Origin of the sequence: Bacillus sp. CH_70, assembly GCF_038007045.1 — a bacterium.
Classification (GTDB): domain Bacteria; phylum Bacillota; class Bacilli; order Bacillales; family Bacillaceae_G; genus Bacillus_A; species Bacillus_A cereus.
In genome coordinates this window covers 2,633,137-2,651,330 of sequence record NZ_JBBOWL010000001.1, presented here as the reverse complement: position 1 = coordinate 2,651,330, position 18,194 = coordinate 2,633,137, and the positions used below count along the sequence as shown (strand labels likewise).

The following is an 18,194-nucleotide window of genomic DNA, read 5'->3' as shown; positions in this document are numbered from 1 at the left end:
ATGTTTTTACAGATCTCCAAAACAATGAATAGGGAGATGATACAATGTTAGCTTCACCGTTTTACTTACATACATGGAAAAAGTTTATTAATGAAGGAGTCCTTGATTCGAACCGTATAAACGAAAGAATTTCAGAGTCATGGCATCGATGTAAACAAGCAAATGTGAATCCTCACATGAATAAAGGTCAGAAAATTTTGTCTTCTAATTTTTTTCAAGATCAAAAGAAAAAGAGTGAAATCTTCCTAGATATCGCAATCCCTCAAATACAAAATATGAGAAAAACCATTGATGAACTACAAATGATGGCATTATTAATCGATCCAGATGGTTATGTTCTATCGTTAAGTGGAAATAAACAAACGTTAAAGCGAGCGAAATATATTAATTTTATTGAAGGTGTAAAATGGACGGAAGCAGCTGTGGGGACAAACGCAATAGGAACAGCGCTAGAAATTGAAGAAGCTATTATGATAAGTGGTACTGAACATTACTCCGTGGCATCTCATAGCTGGAGTTGTGCGGCTGCTCCCATTCATAATGATGACGGGAAATTAATTGGTGTTCTAGATTTCTCCTGTCCAATTGAATTTTCGCATCCATATATGCTCGGTATGGTAACTTCAATTGCACATGCGATAGAACGTGAATGTAGCATAAGAGTTCATCAAAATGAATTACACTTAATTCATCGTTTTTTAGATGTCATTGATAGTGATGAACAAGTAGTTATTTGTAATCATCGTGATGTTATCGTTTCTGCGAGTAAGAGCGTTCGTGAACGAATAAATAATTGGTCAAGAATGAAACTTGAAGAGTTAATGCACCATGGATTAGAAACTAAATTAGAGATACCAGTATATAGTAATGAAAGAATGATTGGGAAATGTATGTATTTAAAGGAAAACAAACAAATGAATACATATTCTGCTCTCACATTTATAAAAGGAATTACTTTTCCAGGAGTTACTGGGACAAGCAAAGCATTTCAACACACACTAGAAGAAATTAAGCTTGTTTCACCGACTGAGGCTAGTGTGTATGTATGTGGTGAGACAGGAGTGGGAAAGGAATATGTCGCGAGAGCGATTCATGAAAATAGTCCAAGAAAAGACGGGCCCTTTATAGCTGTTAACTGCGGTTCTTTGCCTAAAGAATTAATGGAAAGTGAATTGTTCGGTTATGCTGAAGGGGCATTTACAGGTGCGCGACGTCAAGGATATAAAGGGAAATTTGAACAAGCGAATGGAGGAACATTATTTTTAGATGAAATTGGTGAAGTACCACCAGAGATGCAAGTAGCATTATTGCGTGTTTTACAAGAACGTACAATAACTCCAATAGGAAGTTCAAAAGAGGTACCAGTAAATATTCGTATTATTACTGCCACACATAAAGATTTACTACGGTTAGTAGAAGAAGGGAAATTCCGTCAAGATTTATATTATCGTTTGCACGTTTATCCGTTATATGTTCCATCGTTAATAGAAAGAAAAGAGGATATCCCATATTTTATACAACACTTTTGCGAACGGAAGAATTGGAATGTTGTATTTCCGAAGAGTATTTGCAATCAATTTTTACAACATACATGGCCCGGAAATATTCGAGAACTAGTAAATGCATTAGAACGCATTTACATTTTGTCGCAAGGACGGGAAATATGCGAAAAACAAGTCGCTCTTTTGATACAAACAATGATGGGAAATCAACAACAACTTGAGTTACAAGTTGAAAATAAAACCGAACATACATTGAATTTTCGCGAAAAAATACAGCGTGATAGCATGATTGAAGCATTACAAAAGACAAACGGAAATGTTTCATTAGCTGCAAAACTATTAGATGTACCCCGTAGTACATTTTATAAACGAATGCAAAAATATAAGTTATAAAGTAGATTTTTGTAATCTACTTTTTCTTTGTGGGCTCATGTTCTGTCGGAATGTGCGCTTACCGGGGAAATAATAGAATTGTTAGAAGGGAAATTTCCTAATGGGGGTTAGTGTGTGAAGTACATTGAAATTGGAATCGGGAATAAGTGGTTTGTTCGAACGGAAACTGAAAATAAAGATGGAACTGAATTTGAAGAACGAGGAATTATAAAACCTATTTATTTTGAGTCTTTATACATACGTATTTGGTTTCGGAAAACTTGTTTTATTTTTGATACGAAAGAGGGGTTTAAGAAAGATAAGAAGAGGAGGGTTGAATATAAATTTATAGTTGGAATTGTCAGTAGACTGGATAAAGAAGAAGTGGGCTAACATACGTAGTTATATTGGACAGGAAATTCTTTTGACTTATATCAAATTCATGAAAAGCACATTTACTAAATATAAATTGTTAATAAAACCACTAAAAATTATTATCAAGACCTAAAAGCTAAAAATCTTTAAAAAATAAAGGTGAGCGCATATTAGTCATGTATAATATGTACTCACCTTTATTTTCTTGTTCAAAGCACCCGTTAGTCACTCATGGAACATGGAATAAAGTGTGGTATTGATTTAAAATAAAGTTTGATAATTTATAAAAAAGATTGATAAAACCCTGTATTAATATAAGGTTTTTTTTGCCCCTTAAATTTCAGTTGTATTGTTCAATTAAAGGGCCAGATTGTTGAGGAAACAGGAATAATAAGAATACTCAAAAGATTGTTTGTGAAGTGTTACACTTAAACTAACGGGCAGTTTAGCTTAAGTACATTTTTTCACAAATTTAAATGGGGAAATTTCCCCATTTTTTATACCAGCTTAACGTTGATTCGGGAATATTGAACTTCGCTACCTGCTAATTGAATTCTACTTCATCTGGAGACCTTTAAATTAAAATGTTTCCTTTCTTCTGATAGACTTATTAAATTTCGAAAACAATCAATTCAATCATCTTTTCGTATAGAAAAACTTATTAAGAAACATGCACTAGAAAAAATATAAATCATATATAGGAGATATCCCGTTTGAATGCTTGAGGAGGATATTATGAAACCTATGTTACCTAGTGAAAAATATTTCGGTAATTTAGAACTAGTTTATGCATTTTATGGGGCTATGCCTACAGGTGTTACTGTTTCAGAAACCGGTCGTATTTTCATTTGCTTTCCGAAATGGGGAGACGATGTTAAATTTACGGTGGCGGAAATTTTTGAGGATAAATTGCAGCCTTATCCTAATTTACAAACCAATTTGGTTAACCCCGAGAATATCCCAATGACTTTCATCAGTGTCCAAAGTGTAGTTGCTGATGGAAGGGGAACGCTTTGGATATTAGATACAGCGGCACCCAATTTTTCTGAACCTATTAAAGGGGGGGCAAAATTAGTCGCTGTTGATTTAGAAACCAATACAATAAGAAAAGTATATACCTTTACAGAAGATGTTGTCCTGCCTACAACTTATCTGAATGATGTCCGTTTTGATTTTCGTGTTGGAAAAGCAGGTTATGCCTATATAACGGATTCTTCTTCAAGAGGACCAGGAGCTATTATCGTCGTAGATTTATCAAATGGAAACGCGTTTAGACGGTTAAATGGAGCAAATTCAACTTCACCCGATCCCTATTTTTTACCGAAAGTAGAAGGTCAAATTTTAATGAATCGAAACAAAGACGGTTCAACTTCTCCATTTAGATTGGCGTCTGATAGTCTTGCGATTTCTCCTGATGGAAAGATATTATTTTTTGCTCCACTAACCAGTCGGCATTTGTTCTCGATCTCAACAGAAGCCCTGAGAGACAGAACGATATCGGACATGAATTTACCTTATCATGTGGAGTATTGGGGAGAAAAAGGTGCGTCTGATGGAATGATCACTGATGCAAAGGGAACTGTTTATGCTGGAGATTATGAAAACAACAGTATCCGTAAGATATTGCCAAATGGCATAATGGAAACTATTGCACATGATCCGAGAATTTTGTGGCCGGATACTTTTTCAATTGGTCCGGATCAATATTTGTATGTCATTGTGAACCAATTACATCGACAGCCTAGATTTCATTATGGAAAAGACTTACGACAGAAACCTTATAGTTTACTTCGTATCAAAATTGATGAATTTCCTGCTCCGACCTTTTCATAATAAAAATAGTCAATTAATTGTTTTCATTGATAGAAAATGATCAAGCTTTTTTATAAAACCAAAACATAAACCTGCTGGATAAGAATCCATTTTGATCAATCTTTTTCAAAATGGATTCTTTTTATTTACCATAGAATACGGGTTAACACGATATTTTTAATCAAACTTTATTTTAAAATTACGAAGAAACTCATGAATGTTTTAAAAAATATGGTGAAGTAGTAATACCCGAACTTATGAGTGAAATTAATGAAAAGTTAAAATGGGATGTTGTTAGTTATGTAGATCATAAGGAGTATGCTTTATGGCCACTACTAAAATATTTTAAAAAGATAATTAAACAAGATTCACAAGAATGGAAAACGCGAGGTTTAGAACTGTATAAATTATCTAGTGTAGCAGATATAAAGGGGAGTAATTTTCTTATCCTTTCTATATAGAAATTGCTATTGGTATTATTATACAATAGGTGTCAGAAAATACAGTTGTTTATTATTGGAGTGGGAGAGAATTATATGTCGATGTCGCTATATTATAAAAAAATCCGTGAGCAATTAGGCCATGAACTAATTCTAATACCGAGTGTAGCTGCTGTTATAAAGAATGGGCAGGGAGATATTTTGTTTCAATATCCTGGCGGGGAATACTGGAGTTTGCCAGCTGGAGCAATTGAGCCTGGAGAAACTCCAGAAGAAGCGGTAGTTCGTGAAGTGTGGGAAGAAACGGGTTTGAAAGTGCAAGTGAAAAAACAAAAAGGGGTATTTGGAGGGGAAAGGTTCCGTCATATATATCCGAATGGCGATCAAGTAGAATATATTGTTGTTGTGTTTGAATGTGAAATTACTAGTGGAAAACTGAAATCGATAGATGGTGAATCTTTAAAACTACAATATTTCTCATTTTCTGAAAAGCCTACTTTAGCGCTACCATACCCAGATAATATATTTTTATAGATGTAAAATAACACACCTTACTTATTGAAGGTGTGTTATTTATATAACCCGGTCGTATACATCTCCGTTAACGTATACACAATTTCCTCTAAGTTAATCTTTTTATCATTTTGCGTAATAGTCCAAAGAAACGATTCATTCATCGCGAACCAACCGCGTGCTACAATCTCTTTATTTAAATTAGGTTGTGCTAATCCACTTTCTTGAGAGTAAGTAATATCTTGTTTAATACTTGTTATAAAACGTTCCCGAATCTCATCCCATTTTTGCCGTATTTCTCTTGATAATCCTATCGCTTCCTCTACAACTTGCAAAATAGCGCGTTCTTCATCTGCTAATTGCAGGAATGCTCTAACTTGATTTTGGATCATTATACGTGCTTCCTCTTTTGTTTGTGGAGAAAAAGAGCGCTCAGCAATATTATAAAATTGATTCATAACATCTTCCATTAAACTAATTAGGAGATCATCTTTGTTTTTGAAGTATACATATGCTGTTCCATAACCAGTTTCTGCATGTTTAATAATTTGTGTAATTGTCGTTTTTTGAAATCCATTATTTATAAAAATAGTGTAACCAGAGTGTAATAGTTTCTTCTTCGTTTCTAAGGAGCGGTGTTTTCTTGATGAAAGAGTAGAGTTTTTCAAAGAATCACCTCTTCATACTGAAATATCTGAAAATATAACTGTATTGTAAAAGAAGTTCATATATAAAGTCAACTGACATAATATCATTGACGTTGTATCAATTAAGGTGATATATTTCAATTAGTTAGAATAAAAAGAAAATTAAGAGAAGGTGACACCATGTATAAAGAACCATTTCAACCAACTTATGAGTATGCGCTTGAATGTGATAAACATGATGAACTGAAAGATTTTCAAACTGAATTCTATAAAAAAGAAGGTACTATATATTTAGATGGAAACTCATTAGGGCTACTTTCAAAAAGAGCAGAGAAATCATTACTTACGTTGCTAGATTCGTGGAAAGAGTATGGCATTGACGGCTGGACAGAAGGTGAGCACCCGTGGTTTTTCCTTTCAGAGAAATTAGGTAAACTTACAGCCCCTCTTATTGGTGCTTTACCGGAAGAAACTATTGTAACCGGTTCTACAACTACAAATATACACCAAGTTATTGCGACGTTTTACGAACCAAAAGGAATACGTACAAAAATACTTGCGGATGAATTAACTTTCCCATCAGATATTTATGCACTTCAAAGTCAAATTCGTTTAAAAGGATTAGATCCAGAGGAGCATTTAGTAAGAGTGAAAAGCCGAGATGGTAGAACACTTTCTGAAGAAGATATTATCCATACGATGGAAGATGATATCGCTTTAATTTTATTACCTTCTGTTTTATATAGAAGTGGTCAAATTCTTGATATGAAACGTTTAACAACGGAAGCTCATAAACGCGGCATTCACATTGGATTTGATTTATGCCATTCAATAGGATCTATTCCGCATCATTTCAAAGATTGGGATGTCGATTTTGCTGTTTGGTGCAATTATAAATATTTAAATGCAGGACCAGGTAGTGTTGCAGGCCTTTATGTAAATAGTAAACATTTTAATAGACTGCCAGGATTGTCTGGATGGTTTAGTTCTAGAAAAGATAAACAGTTTGATATGGAGCATACATTAACAGCTGCTGATCATGCAGGTGCTTATCAAATTGGTACACCGCACGTATTAAGTACAGCACCATTAATTGGTTCACTTGAAATTTTCAAAGATGCTGGTATTGAACGTTTACGTGAGAAATCTTTACATATTACGAGATACATGCTGAATTTAATTGGACATGAATTAAAAGATTTCGAATTTACAATTGGAAATCCATTAGAGGATGAAAAACGAGGTGGGCACATTTATTTAGAGCATGCAGAAGCAGCACGTATATGTAAAGCACTAAAAGCAAATGGAGTAATTCCAGATTTTAGGGCGCCAAATGGGGTGAGACTTGCGCCGGTCGCTTTATATAACACATACGAAGAAGTGTGGAAATCTGTACAAATATTAAAGAAAATTATGAAAAATGAAGAGTATAAGCAGTTTGAAAATAAGCGAGAGGTTGTGGCATAAATATGAAAACATCAGAGTGGATTGATATTTCACAACCGCTAAATAATAATATTGCAACGTGGCCAGGAGACACACCGTTCTCGTATGAAGTTTCATGGTCAAAAGAAGAAAGTGGCTCAGTAAATGTCGGAAAGTTAACGATGAGTATTCATACAGGCACTCATATTGATGCACCATTTCATTTTGATAATGATGGAAAGAAAGTATTAGATTTAGATGTTCAAGTTTATGTTGGCCCAGCACGGATTATTGACGTTTCTAATCTTGAAAGCATCGGGAAAAAGGAATTAGAAAGCTTTCATTTAGAAGGTGTAGAACGATTATTATTACGTACATCTTCACATGGAAAAGCTGAAGAATTTCCAGAGGTGATCCCTCATTTACGTGCAGACATAGCGTCGTTTCTTTCAGAGAAAGGTATTCGTTTAATCGGAGTAGATGTACCATCAGTTGATCCGCTAGATGATAAAGAATTAGCAGCGCATCATCAATTATTTAAACATGGAATTCATATTTTAGAAAATGTCGTACTAGATCATGTAGCAGACGGTGATTATGAACTTATTGCATTACCACTTGCATTAACTGATGCAGATGGAAGTCCAGTTCGAGCCGTTATTAGACCAATATAAGTAGAATCATATAAAAGGGGCGTTTGGCTAATATGAAAGAAAATGAAAAAGTAATTATGGAAAAAGGGATTCATACGGATTTTAAAGAGAATATGACGTATGGGGAGTATTTACAATTAGATAGTTTACTATCTTCTCAAAAAAGATTATCGGACCATCATGATGAAATGTTATTTATCGTTATTCACCAAGCAAGTGAGCTTTGGATGAAGCTCATTTTACATGAGCTAAATGCGGCGATTGATTCTATTAAACAAGATAAATTACAACCAGCTTTTAAAATGTTAGCACGTGTATCAAAAATTCAGTCTCAAATTATTCAATCTTGGGATATTCTTGCGACATTAACACCATCAGAATATATTGAGTTTCGTGATTCACTCGGTCAAGCTTCAGGTTTTCAATCGTATCAATATCGTATGATTGAGTATGCACTTGGCTATAAAACGCCACACGCATTAAAAATTTATGAAAAGGATCCAGAATTACATGCACGACTTCATAAAGCGCTACATGCACCAAGTCTATATGATGTCGCGATTCAAGCATTAGTAAAAGAAGGATTCCCTATTCATAAAGATGTGTTAAACCGTGATATTACGCAGCCTTATGAAGAAGATGCAACAGTAGAAGCAGCGTGGTTAGAAGTATATGCGGATGTGAAAAAATATTGGAATTTATATCAGCTTGCTGAAAAATTGATTGATATTGAAGACTGGCTACAACAATGGCGTTTCCGTCATATGAAAACAGTAGAAAGAATTATTGGACATAAAATGGGAACAGGTGGATCCTCCGGTGTTTCTTATTTAAAACGAGTACTTGATCAACAATTCTTCCCAGAGCTTTGGAATGTTCGTACGAAATTATAAAAATAAACCTGTCAGTTCATTATGGCTGACAGGTTTATTTTTATTTGAGCACAATTATGTTTAAAATGAAGGAACAAGATATAATAAATGGAGTAACTATATAAATGGAGGTAAAGTTTTTGGATTTCAAGCAACTAGAAAATAAATTCGAAAAGAAAAAAGTGAGTACATTTCTTGTTTATCAAAAAGGGGAATTAACAACTGAGTACTATAAAACACCTGAATGTGCAAATAACTTATATAAAATAAATTCGATTACAAAAAGTATTGTATCTTTATTAATTGGTATTGCAATTGATAAGAGCTATATAAATGATATACATACACCGATTACAGAGTGGATTGAAAATGTACCTGGGGAAAAACATGATTTGACGCTTTATCACTTATTAACAATGACTACTGGTGAGGATTGGAAAGAGTTTGGAAATGGAGTAGTATTCCCAAATGACTTTGTAGAATCAGAGAACTGGGTGCAGTACATATTAGAAAAGCCAATAATTGAAGAACCTGCTACAAAAATGAATTATAATTCAGGTTCTTCTCATTTACTGAGCTATATTATTCAAGAAGCTACTGGAATGTCGACAGAGCGGTTTGCAAAGAAATATTTATTTGATCCATTAGAAATTAACGAATACGAGTGGCAACAAGATCCGCAAGGTATATATGTCGGCGGCTTCGGTATGAAAATGAAATCCACCGATTTATTAAAATTAGGAAAGTTATGTTTGCAAAATGGATATTGGAATGAAAAAGAAATTGTATCAGCGAAATGGTTAGAAGAGTCAAGTAGGGCTCTATTTGAAACCTATGAACATGTCGGTGCATATGGATATCACTGGTGGGTATTACATAACGGAAGATTTCACATACCGTATTGTATATATTTTGCTATGGGATACGGCGGACAATACATCGTTATCATTCCTCAGTTAGAAATAGTAGCTATTATAAGTAGTCATATGCCAAAACGTGGGCTCGTTCCATTAAAACTATTTATTGAGCATGTACAGGGAAATTCTAATTATATATAAGAAAAGGAGGGAATGTATGAAGGATGAAAAAATTTTATCTTTATTTAGATTATGTTTAAGTCTTCTAGTGTGTAGCGCCATTGTTACGCAATTCATAATTAGGGCACAAGTGAAGCCGTTTAATCCAGTTAACTTTTTTAGTTTCTTCACCATTGAAAGTAATATTTTAGTTGCATGTATTCTCCTTTTAAGCAGTATCGGAACAGCTACATTTGGTCGCTCAGAACAGTTTAGTATACTTCGTGGTGCGGCAACGGTATACATACTTACGACAGGACTCGTTTATTTTTTGTTACTAAGAGGGTTAGAAGAGTCACTTCAAACGGCAATACCATGGGTAAATACTGTGCTACATTATATCATGCCGATTGCAATGCTTTTAGATTGGATTTTAAATCCACCTATTAAGAAAATCACTTGGAAACAAGCTGCAAGTTGGCTCTTATTCCCGTGTTTTTACGTTATATATAGCTTAATACGTGGTCCAATCGTGAATTGGTATCCATATCCGTTTTTAGATCCGAGAATAGGTGGATATAGTAAAGTACTTTTATATAGTATAGGGATAGCTGTAGTAATTGGCGCTATTTGTATATTGGTAAGATTTTTAGGGAATCGAAACTTTAGGAAAGAATTTTAGAAATGCAAGGAACCCCACTGTTTCCATTTTTAACAGTGGGGTTTCATTTTATCCCGCATTAACGGGCAGCCCGATTGGTGAGGGCTGATTAAAGTTTCACTTTATCTACTCGTCTTCTGAAACGACAACTTTATAAATTTCTCCGTCTTCGTTTCAAATTCTACATCAACAAAAACACCATATTCTTTTCCATCTTCACGTAACCACAATTTAAATTTTTCAACAGTTATTTGAACTGTTTTTGGTTTTCTACCTATATGAAGATAGTCAATAATTTCTGCTTTTGGGTATTGTTCTTTCGTCTTTTCTACGGCAAGTTTACCCCATTTGGCATACGGCGGCTGCGCATGAACAATTGATGAGCCTGTATATATATTTGAACATGTTGTTAGGAACAGAATGACGAGTGCGACACGTTTTAACGATTTCTTCATGATGAACTCCTTTTATCCTTTTTTTATATTGTTTACATATTTTTTCAACGATATTAGTTTGGATTTTTTTGTCTTCTTTACATAAAAGCGAGGCTTTTACAAAACATAACCAAGAAATCATTTCCGTAATTAAGGAGGGAAAATTATGCGCCAAAAAGCTATTTTTAAAATAGCAGTTTTACTTGCGTTCATAGGACTGTCTTTAATGGTCAGTAGTATACAACTAAAGAATGTAGAAGCTTTTTCTAATCAAGTTATTCAAAGAGGAGCATCTGGCGAAGATGTCATTGAAATGCAATCTCGTTTGAAATATAACGGATTTTATACGGGAAAAGTGGATGGTGTTTTCGGATGGGGTACATACTGGGCACTTCGGAATTTTCAAGAGAAATTCGGATTACCCGTTGATGGTTTAGCTGGAGCTAAAACGAAGCAAATGCTCGTGAAGGCAACGAAGTATGACAAGTCAACTGCTAATAAAGGGACGACAACGAATAAAGGAAATAGCGGCGGAACTGCACAAGAGAATAAACCACCTCAAAATAAAGGGACAAATGTTCCGAACGGTTATTCTCAAAATGATATTCAGCTTATGGCAAACGCAGTATACGGAGAATCACGTGGTGAACCGTATTTAGGACAAGTTGCAGTAGCTGCCGTTATTTTGAATCGTGTTACAAGTGCGTCATTCCCAAATACTGTTTCAGGTGTAATCTTTGAGCCTAGAGCATTTACAGCAGTAGCCGATGGACAAATATATTTAACGCCAAATGAAACAGCAAAAAAAGCAGTTTTAGATGCGATTAACGGATGGGATCCAACAGGAAATGCTTTATATTATTTCAATCCAGATACTGCGACTAGTAAATGGATTTGGACTCGTCCACAAATTAAAAAAATCGGTAAACATATTTTCTGTAAATAGAGCGGAGGTGGGACAATGTTACGAGGTATTATCATTGTATTATTAACAGTCGGTGTAGTAGGAACAGGCTATTGGGGCTATAAAGAGCACCAAGAGAAAAATGCGGTTTTAATTCGAGCGGAAAATAGCTATCAACGTGCATTCCATGATTTAGCATACGAAGTCGATTTATTACACGATAAAATTGGCACAACACTTGCGATGAATTCACGATCATCTTTATCACCTGCATTAGCGGATGTATGGCGTTTAACATCTGAAGCTCGCTCAGATGTAGGACAACTTCCTTTAACATTAATGCCATTTAATAAAACGGAAGAATTTTTAGCGAATATCGGTGATTTCAGTTACCGTGCAGCCATTCGTGATTTAGAAAAAGAGCCGTTAAATGAGCAAGAATATAAAACGCTACAAACTTTATATTCAAATGCAGGAAATATACAAGATGAACTAAGAAAAGTACAACATCTTGTTTTGAAAAATAATTTACGCTGGATGGATGTAGAAATGGCACTTGCATCAAATCGTGATCCAGCAGATAACACAATTATTGATGGATTGAAAACTGTAGAGAAAAACGTAACATCATATTCTTCTACAAACTTCGGACCGACCTTTACAAGTGCGCAAAAAAATAAAAAAGGCGGATTTGAAGCGGAAGGAAAGGCAATTTCTAAAGATGAAGCGGCGAAAATTGCCAAATCGTTTTTGAATTTAAAAGGAAATGAAAAAGTAGATGTAGAGAAAAGTGGAAAAGGTGCGAAAGAATCCTTCTATAGTGTGAAAATTAAAGATGAAGCAACGAACAATGAGTTCTATATGGATATTACCGGAAAAGGCGGATATCCAATTTGGGTTATGAATAACCGCGAAATTAAAGAACAGAAAGTTAGTTTAAACGATGCAGGTAGTAAAGGTTTAAAATTTTTAAAGGACCATAAGTTTAATAATATGGAGCTTTATGATAGCTCACAATATGATAATGTTGGTGTATTTACGTATGTAGTAAATGAAAATGGAGTACGAATTTATCCAGAAGCAATCCAAATGAAAATTGCTTTAGATGACGGTTCTATCGTAGGGTTCTCCGCAAAAGAATATTTAGCGTCACATCAAAAACGAACAGTTCCATCGGCAAAGCTAACTGCAGCAGAAGCAAGAAAGAAAATCAATCCGGATGTAAAAGTAATGGAAGAACGTAAAGCTGTAGTAGTTAATGATTTGCATAATGAAGTACTTTGCTATGAATTTGTAGGTACTTTAGGAAAAGATACGTACCAAATATTCATTAATGCTAATAGCGGGGTCGAGGAAAAGGTAAAGAAAATGCAAGCTGTTGAAAAAATTTATGATTAAACCTTAAAAGTGAAGTGGTGAAAATAATGAAAACTCTAATATATATATTAATGCTTTGCTTCGTTATAACTGGATGCAGTATTGGAACAAAAGAAAACCCAAACGAAAAGCCGGAACAAAAAAATGTTTCAATGAAAAATGTTAATTATACGAATAAATCAAATAAGCCAAATGAAAAAGCGGCAGATCATTTAGCATCTTTAGCAGCAAGTGTGCCAGGTGTGAATGATGCGACAGCGGTCGTTGTTGGAAAATATGCTATTGTAGGTATAGACGTAAAAGCAAAACTTGATCGAACTCGTGTTGAATCAATTAAATATTCTGTTGCAGAAAGTTTAAAAAATGACCCTGACGGTGCTAATGCAGTCGTTGTAGCAGATGTTGATACGTATGAACGCCTCAAACAAATCGGAAAGCAAATTAAAAAAGGAAAAACAGGTGAAGGTATACTAGATGAATTAGCGGCTATTGTGGGACGAGTAATGCCACAAGTTCCAAATGATATGATTGAAAATCGAGAAACGAATCCAATTAAAGATAATGATAAACAATTACCAAAAGATGAAGAACAAGAGTTAAGAAAAGAACAGGATGATCAATCAAATAATCATTTGAATAAATGAAATTAGCCTCGTACTTAATTGTGCGAGGTTTTTAAGTATAATATTAAATATTCAGTTTATTTTTAAGGGAATATATGGTTTAATTATGATGGGAGGGACAACTGTTATGATGAAAAAAAGCGCATGTATATTGTTTAGTTTATGCTTAGGTTTCAGTATGACAGCGTGTGAAAAGAGAAAAGAAGTGAAAAATCAAACAGCAACTTCTTCTACTGTGATGGAAAGGCAACAGAAAGAATCTATCAATATAAATCATTTCTCGAACATAAATGAAGGAATGACTTATACAGAAGTGAAAGATTTAATTGGTTTTGAAGGGGATTTACTTATAGAAGAAGGGATAGAACATTCTACACAAATTAAACAAATTTTTGCTTGGAAAGGAAACAATCCAAATTCATTTGTTGAAATTACCTTTTTAGATGGAAGAGTGCATTCAAAAGCACAGCAAGGTATAAGTTAATAAGCTAAAAAATGGGAGAGTTTAGCATGAACATACACACAGGGGAAATTCAATTAGTTCCGTATAAGGAGAAATATAAAGAAGTTATACAAACATTTACTTTACCAAGTGAACAAGTTCAGTTTACAGCAGATCCAAGCGCATTACTGGAAAAAGCAAAAAGTGATCGTACAAAAAATGTGATTGTTATTTTAGATTACAATGGGGTACCGGTGGGTCTTTTCGCATTGGAAACGGGAGATAGAGTAAAGGAGTTCACAGATAATGAGGATGCTTTACTTTTAACGTCATTTTCTATTAATCACAATAGACAAAGAAAAGGATTCGCTAAAAAGTCATTGTTATTATTAGAAGAGTTTGTAAAACGCTATTTTCCAATAAAAAATGAAGTTGTACTTGCTGTGAATGAAAGAAATATTCCTGCACAAAATTTATATGCAAAAGTCGGCTTCGAAGATAAAGGTTTTAGAAGAATGGGACCAATTGGCCAACAAATAATAATGCATTTACCTATAATGAAATAATGAGATAGAAAACTTACTCTTGAATATTCACGTAGTAGGTTTTTTTATTTTAGTAATATATAATATATGTATATAAAATGAAACAGAAATGAAGGATATAAAAAATGAATCAAGATAGAAAATGGAATATCGTTGGGGGAAGAGTGATTAAAACTGGGATTGCAGTTTTTCTTACAGTGTTAGTTTGTGATTTTTTTAACATTCCAACTATTTTTGCTGTAATAACAGCAATTGTTACAATTGAACCAACTGCAACAGACTCAATAAAAAAAGGACTTATTCGCTTTCCGGCCTCAACAATTGGATCGGCATATGCTATGACTTTCACATTTTTCCTAGGTCACCAAGCAATTTCTTATGCATTAGCTGCAATGTTTACGATCGTAACATGTCAAAAACTAAGGTTACACGCGGGAACTTTAGTCGCAACTTTAACTGCTGTAGCTATGATTCCAATTACGGCAGATCATTATTTTACTGCATTTTTAATTCGTTTAGCTACTACATCTACTGGTATTATAGTATCTACTTTAGTGAATTTTTTCATTTTCCCACCCCACTACACGAAAACGATTTTTGGATGTACAGAGGATCTATTCGCTAAAACAGCAAATATTATGGAAGAATGGATTACTGCATTAGTTGCAGGGAAAGGTATGAAAAAGGAGACTGCTCAGGATTTATCTAAATTGACTGTATTATTGCATAAGGCGATACAATTTGTTCAATATGAGCAGAAAGATTGGAAATATCATCAACATACAAAGAAGGAAATGAGAAGCTTTTTAATGATGCAGAAGCAACTTCATATATTACAGCAAATCATTTACCATATAGATAATTTAGCTCGGGTATCAATTGAGACTTGTGACTGGTCACAAAGTGAAAGGGAAATATTACAACGAACAATTCATTCTATAATTGCTATATTGAGAAACCGTTGTAATGAAATTGATGAGGAACATTTGACACTTATTGTTGAATTAGACAAGCAATTTTGGAGTTATAAAAATGATTTAAAAGATTATAAACCAAATCATTATCATCACCATTTTTCAAGTGAGTCTATTATTTTATTTGAGGTATTATCTATTCATGATATGTTAGAAGAATTAAAACAAATATCCGAGAAATATGAGTGGGAAAATCGATTCAATTGATAAGTTTATTTTATTGTGAGGGGAATAATATGACACTTTATATTGCATTACTAAGAGGAATCAATGTCGGTGGACATAAAGTAATCAAAATGGCTGATTTAAAACGAGTGTTTGAATCAATAGGGTTAAAACAAGTGAAAACATATATACAAAGTGGTAATATCGTGTTCGAATCTGAGGAAGATATAAACTTTCTAAAGGACCGAATACAATCTGAAATAAAAAATGAATTTGATTTCGATGTTCCAGTCATGCTAAGAACATATGGTGAATTTATAAATATTATTAAACAATGTCCGTATGAAGTTCATTCATTGTTAGAAGGAGAAAGTGTTCATGTTGCTTTTTTAGCTAATGTACTTTCTGAAGAGGAAAGTAGTCAATTGCTTACATTTAAAAGTGAACTTGAAGATTGCTATATAGATGAGAAGGTTGCTTATTTGTTTTTCAAAAATAGCATTCGAAATTCTAAATTAATGAACCAGTTTCAGAAGTTACATACACCAGCTACAGTTAGGAATTGGCGTACTGTGAATAAATTAAAAGCAATTGTAGAGAGTATGTAAATATAAAAAGATGGGGTTTTCTACATGTAGAAAACCTCATCTTTTTACTTATATTGTTTTGCAACTATGAGTTCGACAATAGGATAAATAAAGAATGAAGAGCAAATTGCGATGAACAGAGGGAGGTTTTTAACGCCATCTAAATTAGCCCCCATAGAAAATCCTTCGGAGAAGATTAATAAAAGGAACATTACAACTACAAGCACAAAATACGCAATTTTAAAGCTTTTATATGTAATTTGTTGGCCCATTTCATCTTGACTTTCTTCTGATACACCGTGGGGATCTCCCCAAGTAATGTGATTAATTAAATTACTAAGTATTAACGAGATAGCAAAAATCGTACCACCCAAAATAGAACCTTCAGTGATGTATTTATATGTGCCATGTACTAGTATTGCAATTAACGCTAAAACAATGATTATAAAAATAGTTTTTTTAGTATTCAATAAATAATTGCCCCCCTCGATTGTAAAAAACTCTTTACAAATATAAGTATAAAATCGGAAAAGTATCATGTCAAATACTTTTTACATATAATATGTAAGTATGCAATATTTTGGTTTTATGATAAATAAAAAATTACAATACATTTGAATGTAAAAGAATGGGCTCGCATATATTTGGAAGGGATGTCAGATTAATTTAGGGGGTAGTTATGTCTATACTTTTAAAAGCTGGTGCAGATGCAGGAAACAACGGTTTGAAGTTAATGGTGAAAGGGCAAGACCCTATTTTTATTCCGAGTATTTATTCTTTATATATAGGTGAGCCGACAGGACTCTTAGATGAGGTAGATGTTTCATTATCTGAATTAGAAAACCACATTGATGTGACTATAAGTTCACCATCGTTAATGCTTAATAATGTACGATACATCGTTGGAGAAAAAGTCATTCAAGATCAATTAAAAGGTACTGAGGTAGAGAAGAAATCAAATAAGTCAACGGATGAGTTAATGGTTATTACAATACTATCAGGTTTGGCGGTAAGCGCTATGCGTCAAAGTCCAACTTCTAGCCATATTAATATTCGTTATGATTTATCTGTCGCTCTTCCTATGCAGCTTATTACACAAGAAATAGCTGCTGAAAATGCAAAACGTTATATGGGAAATCATAAGGTTATTTTCCATTATCCGAACGGACGCGATGTGACAATTAATGTTTCAATTGAGTATTGTAAATGCCTGCCTGAGGGTGCTTCTGGGACGTGGGGCATTGTATACGATGAAGAAGGAAATGTTGTGAAACATAAAATAGAATGTGAGCAAAATCAAGTTTCTGAAATTGATTTTGTAGATAAAACTCTACTCTCTTTTGATATTGGTGCAGGGACGACAGAAGAAGTTGTTTCATTAGGGGTAAATTTCCGTCCGCAACTAAGTAAAGGTTTATCTTATGGTGTAAAAGAGACGTTACTACAAATCATTACGAGATGGAACCGGAAGTATCCAACTAAGACGATTGATAGTATTACAGAATTCAATCAAATTTATTTAAATGATACGCATCCGAGAAATACCTTATTAGTTGAGGAATCACAGCCGGCACTATTAGGTTTAGCAGCGCGTGTCGCAACAGATATTATAAATAAAATTGATGATATGAAAGACGATCCATACGTGTTTATTTATGGCGGGGGTGCAGTAATTATTAAAAATAGTTTAAAAATGATTTTAAAGCAAAAAGGACGACTCAAAAATGTAATCTTTGTAGATAATCCGTTATTTACAAATGCACGAGGGTTATTAGTATATACTTGTTCGCCAAAATATAGAGAGCATAAGCAAAAAGAGTTAGGATTTACAAACTTAACGATAAGTTAGTTGGTG

Annotated in this window: 20 protein-coding genes; 17 read left to right on the top strand and 3 right to left on the bottom strand. The window is 33.8% G+C overall.

Annotation, left to right across the window (positions count from 1 at the left end):
- Positions 1-44: 44 nt before the first annotated feature.
- From N2V79_RS13405 to N2V79_RS13390, 4 genes are all read left to right on the top strand, one after another.
- The gene (locus tag N2V79_RS13405; protein ID WP_242806291.1) at positions 45-1,895 is read left to right on the top strand and encodes a sigma-54-dependent Fis family transcriptional regulator; all 1,851 of its coding nucleotides are present in this window, start codon (positions 45-47) and stop codon (positions 1,893-1,895) included.
- Positions 1,896-2,009: 114 nt separating this feature from the next.
- Entirely contained in the window at positions 2,010-2,267 is a 258-nt protein-coding gene (locus tag N2V79_RS13400; RefSeq protein ID WP_340719960.1) for a DUF3977 family protein, read from the top strand.
- A 717-nt stretch (positions 2,268-2,984) separates the two neighbouring features.
- Positions 2,985-4,082: an L-dopachrome tautomerase-related protein gene (locus tag N2V79_RS13395; RefSeq protein WP_069355723.1), complete on the top strand. Its 1,098-nt coding sequence runs from the start codon at positions 2,985-2,987 to the stop codon at positions 4,080-4,082.
- Positions 4,083-4,597: 515 nt separating this feature from the next.
- Positions 4,598-5,035, top strand: a complete 438-nt coding sequence (locus tag N2V79_RS13390; RefSeq protein ID WP_000062938.1) for an NUDIX hydrolase — start codon at positions 4,598-4,600, stop codon at positions 5,033-5,035.
- A 35-nt stretch (positions 5,036-5,070) separates the two neighbouring features.
- Here the strand turns inward: N2V79_RS13390 and N2V79_RS13385 are convergent, their stop codons facing one another.
- On the bottom strand, positions 5,071-5,682 hold the full coding sequence (locus N2V79_RS13385; protein ID WP_000798537.1) for a TetR/AcrR family transcriptional regulator: 612 nt from the start codon (positions 5,680-5,682) through the stop codon (positions 5,071-5,073).
- Positions 5,683-5,841: 159 nt separating this feature from the next.
- On the opposite strand from N2V79_RS13385, the gene kynU reads away from it, so the two are divergent.
- The 5 genes from kynU (at position 5,842) to N2V79_RS13360 (ending at position 10,309) form a co-directional block, all read left to right on the top strand.
- Complete coding sequence (gene kynU / locus N2V79_RS13380; RefSeq protein ID WP_065212643.1) at positions 5,842-7,128, top strand: kynureninase; 1,287 nt, start codon at positions 5,842-5,844, stop codon at positions 7,126-7,128.
- A gap of 2 nt (positions 7,129-7,130) precedes the next feature.
- On the top strand, positions 7,131-7,760 hold the full coding sequence (kynB, locus tag N2V79_RS13375; RefSeq protein ID WP_000858074.1) for an arylformamidase: 630 nt from the start codon (positions 7,131-7,133) through the stop codon (positions 7,758-7,760).
- A gap of 32 nt (positions 7,761-7,792) precedes the next feature.
- Positions 7,793-8,632 (top strand): tryptophan 2,3-dioxygenase, encoded by an 840-nt coding sequence (gene kynA / locus N2V79_RS13370; protein ID WP_340719959.1) that lies wholly within the window; start codon positions 7,793-7,795, stop codon positions 8,630-8,632.
- Positions 8,633-8,751: 119 nt separating this feature from the next.
- The gene (locus tag N2V79_RS13365) at positions 8,752-9,669 is read left to right on the top strand and encodes a serine hydrolase domain-containing protein (protein WP_340719958.1); all 918 of its coding nucleotides are present in this window, start codon (positions 8,752-8,754) and stop codon (positions 9,667-9,669) included.
- Positions 9,670-9,685: 16 nt separating this feature from the next.
- Positions 9,686-10,309: a Pr6Pr family membrane protein gene (locus tag N2V79_RS13360; RefSeq protein WP_340719957.1), complete on the top strand. Its 624-nt coding sequence runs from the start codon at positions 9,686-9,688 to the stop codon at positions 10,307-10,309.
- Between the two features lie 101 nt (positions 10,310-10,410).
- Here the strand turns inward: N2V79_RS13360 and N2V79_RS13355 are convergent, their stop codons facing one another.
- Positions 10,411-10,743 (bottom strand): DUF3889 domain-containing protein, encoded by a 333-nt coding sequence (locus N2V79_RS13355; RefSeq protein ID WP_000749154.1) that lies wholly within the window; start codon positions 10,741-10,743, stop codon positions 10,411-10,413.
- 145 nt (positions 10,744-10,888) lie between these two features.
- Between N2V79_RS13355 and sleB the strand changes: the two genes are divergently transcribed.
- From sleB to N2V79_RS13320, 7 genes are all read left to right on the top strand, one after another.
- Positions 10,889-11,668 carry a spore cortex-lytic enzyme gene (gene sleB, locus N2V79_RS13350; RefSeq protein WP_340719956.1) on the top strand — a complete coding sequence of 260 codons (780 nt, stop codon included), beginning with the start codon at positions 10,889-10,891 and terminating at the stop codon, positions 11,666-11,668.
- A gap of 15 nt (positions 11,669-11,683) precedes the next feature.
- Complete coding sequence (gene ypeB, locus N2V79_RS13345) at positions 11,684-13,024, top strand: germination protein YpeB (RefSeq protein ID WP_000943728.1); 1,341 nt, start codon at positions 11,684-11,686, stop codon at positions 13,022-13,024.
- Between the two features lie 26 nt (positions 13,025-13,050).
- A complete protein-coding gene (locus tag N2V79_RS13340) occupies positions 13,051-13,647 on the top strand; it encodes a YhcN/YlaJ family sporulation lipoprotein (RefSeq protein ID WP_000854060.1) in 597 nt (198 codons plus the stop codon).
- Positions 13,648-13,753: 106 nt separating this feature from the next.
- Positions 13,754-14,110, top strand: coding sequence for a hypothetical protein (locus N2V79_RS13335; RefSeq protein ID WP_000976439.1), 357 nt, complete (start codon positions 13,754-13,756; stop codon positions 14,108-14,110).
- Between the two features lie 11 nt (positions 14,111-14,121).
- A complete protein-coding gene (locus tag N2V79_RS13330) occupies positions 14,122-14,634 on the top strand; it encodes a GNAT family N-acetyltransferase (protein WP_072938688.1) in 513 nt (170 codons plus the stop codon).
- Positions 14,635-14,738: 104 nt separating this feature from the next.
- Complete coding sequence (locus tag N2V79_RS13325) at positions 14,739-15,794, top strand: aromatic acid exporter family protein (protein ID WP_340719955.1); 1,056 nt, start codon at positions 14,739-14,741, stop codon at positions 15,792-15,794.
- 29 nt (positions 15,795-15,823) lie between these two features.
- Positions 15,824-16,360, top strand: coding sequence for a DUF1697 domain-containing protein (locus tag N2V79_RS13320; protein ID WP_000177384.1), 537 nt, complete (start codon positions 15,824-15,826; stop codon positions 16,358-16,360).
- Positions 16,361-16,404: 44 nt separating this feature from the next.
- Here N2V79_RS13320 and N2V79_RS13315 read toward each other — a convergent pair whose 3' ends face one another.
- Positions 16,405-16,809, bottom strand: coding sequence for a hypothetical protein (locus N2V79_RS13315; protein WP_001093141.1), 405 nt, complete (start codon positions 16,807-16,809; stop codon positions 16,405-16,407).
- 209 nt (positions 16,810-17,018) lie between these two features.
- Between N2V79_RS13315 and N2V79_RS13310 the strand changes: the two genes are divergently transcribed.
- Positions 17,019-18,188, top strand: coding sequence for a ParM/StbA family protein (locus N2V79_RS13310; protein ID WP_000025623.1), 1,170 nt, complete (start codon positions 17,019-17,021; stop codon positions 18,186-18,188).
- Positions 18,189-18,194: the final 6 nt, after the last annotated feature.

What these genes read in the sequence shown, in the direction of transcription:
- N2V79_RS13405 (WP_242806291.1), top strand. Translation starts at nt 45, where the DNA reads ATGTTAGCTTCACCGTTTTACTTACATACATGGAAAAAGTTTATTAAT.
- N2V79_RS13395 (WP_069355723.1), top strand. Translation starts at nt 2,985, where the DNA reads ATGAAACCTATGTTACCTAGTGAAAAATATTTCGGTAATTTAGAACTA.
- N2V79_RS13390 (WP_000062938.1), top strand. Translation starts at nt 4,598, where the DNA reads ATGTCGATGTCGCTATATTATAAAAAAATCCGTGAGCAATTAGGCCAT.
- kynU (WP_065212643.1), top strand. Translation starts at nt 5,842, where the DNA reads ATGTATAAAGAACCATTTCAACCAACTTATGAGTATGCGCTTGAATGT.
- kynB (WP_000858074.1), top strand. Translation starts at nt 7,131, where the DNA reads ATGAAAACATCAGAGTGGATTGATATTTCACAACCGCTAAATAATAAT.
- kynA (WP_340719959.1), top strand. Translation starts at nt 7,793, where the DNA reads ATGAAAGAAAATGAAAAAGTAATTATGGAAAAAGGGATTCATACGGAT.
- N2V79_RS13360 (WP_340719957.1), top strand. Translation starts at nt 9,686, where the DNA reads ATGAAGGATGAAAAAATTTTATCTTTATTTAGATTATGTTTAAGTCTT.
- N2V79_RS13355 (WP_000749154.1), bottom strand. Translation starts at nt 10,743, where the DNA reads ATGAAGAAATCGTTAAAACGTGTCGCACTCGTCATTCTGTTCCTAACA.
- sleB (WP_340719956.1), top strand. Translation starts at nt 10,889, where the DNA reads ATGCGCCAAAAAGCTATTTTTAAAATAGCAGTTTTACTTGCGTTCATA.
- ypeB (WP_000943728.1), top strand. Translation starts at nt 11,684, where the DNA reads ATGTTACGAGGTATTATCATTGTATTATTAACAGTCGGTGTAGTAGGA.
- N2V79_RS13340 (WP_000854060.1), top strand. Translation starts at nt 13,051, where the DNA reads ATGAAAACTCTAATATATATATTAATGCTTTGCTTCGTTATAACTGGA.
- N2V79_RS13335 (WP_000976439.1), top strand. Translation starts at nt 13,754, where the DNA reads ATGATGAAAAAAAGCGCATGTATATTGTTTAGTTTATGCTTAGGTTTC.
- N2V79_RS13330 (WP_072938688.1), top strand. Translation starts at nt 14,122, where the DNA reads ATGGGAGAGTTTAGCATGAACATACACACAGGGGAAATTCAATTAGTT.
- N2V79_RS13325 (WP_340719955.1), top strand. Translation starts at nt 14,739, where the DNA reads ATGAATCAAGATAGAAAATGGAATATCGTTGGGGGAAGAGTGATTAAA.
- N2V79_RS13320 (WP_000177384.1), top strand. Translation starts at nt 15,824, where the DNA reads ATGACACTTTATATTGCATTACTAAGAGGAATCAATGTCGGTGGACAT.
- N2V79_RS13310 (WP_000025623.1), top strand. Translation starts at nt 17,019, where the DNA reads ATGTCTATACTTTTAAAAGCTGGTGCAGATGCAGGAAACAACGGTTTG.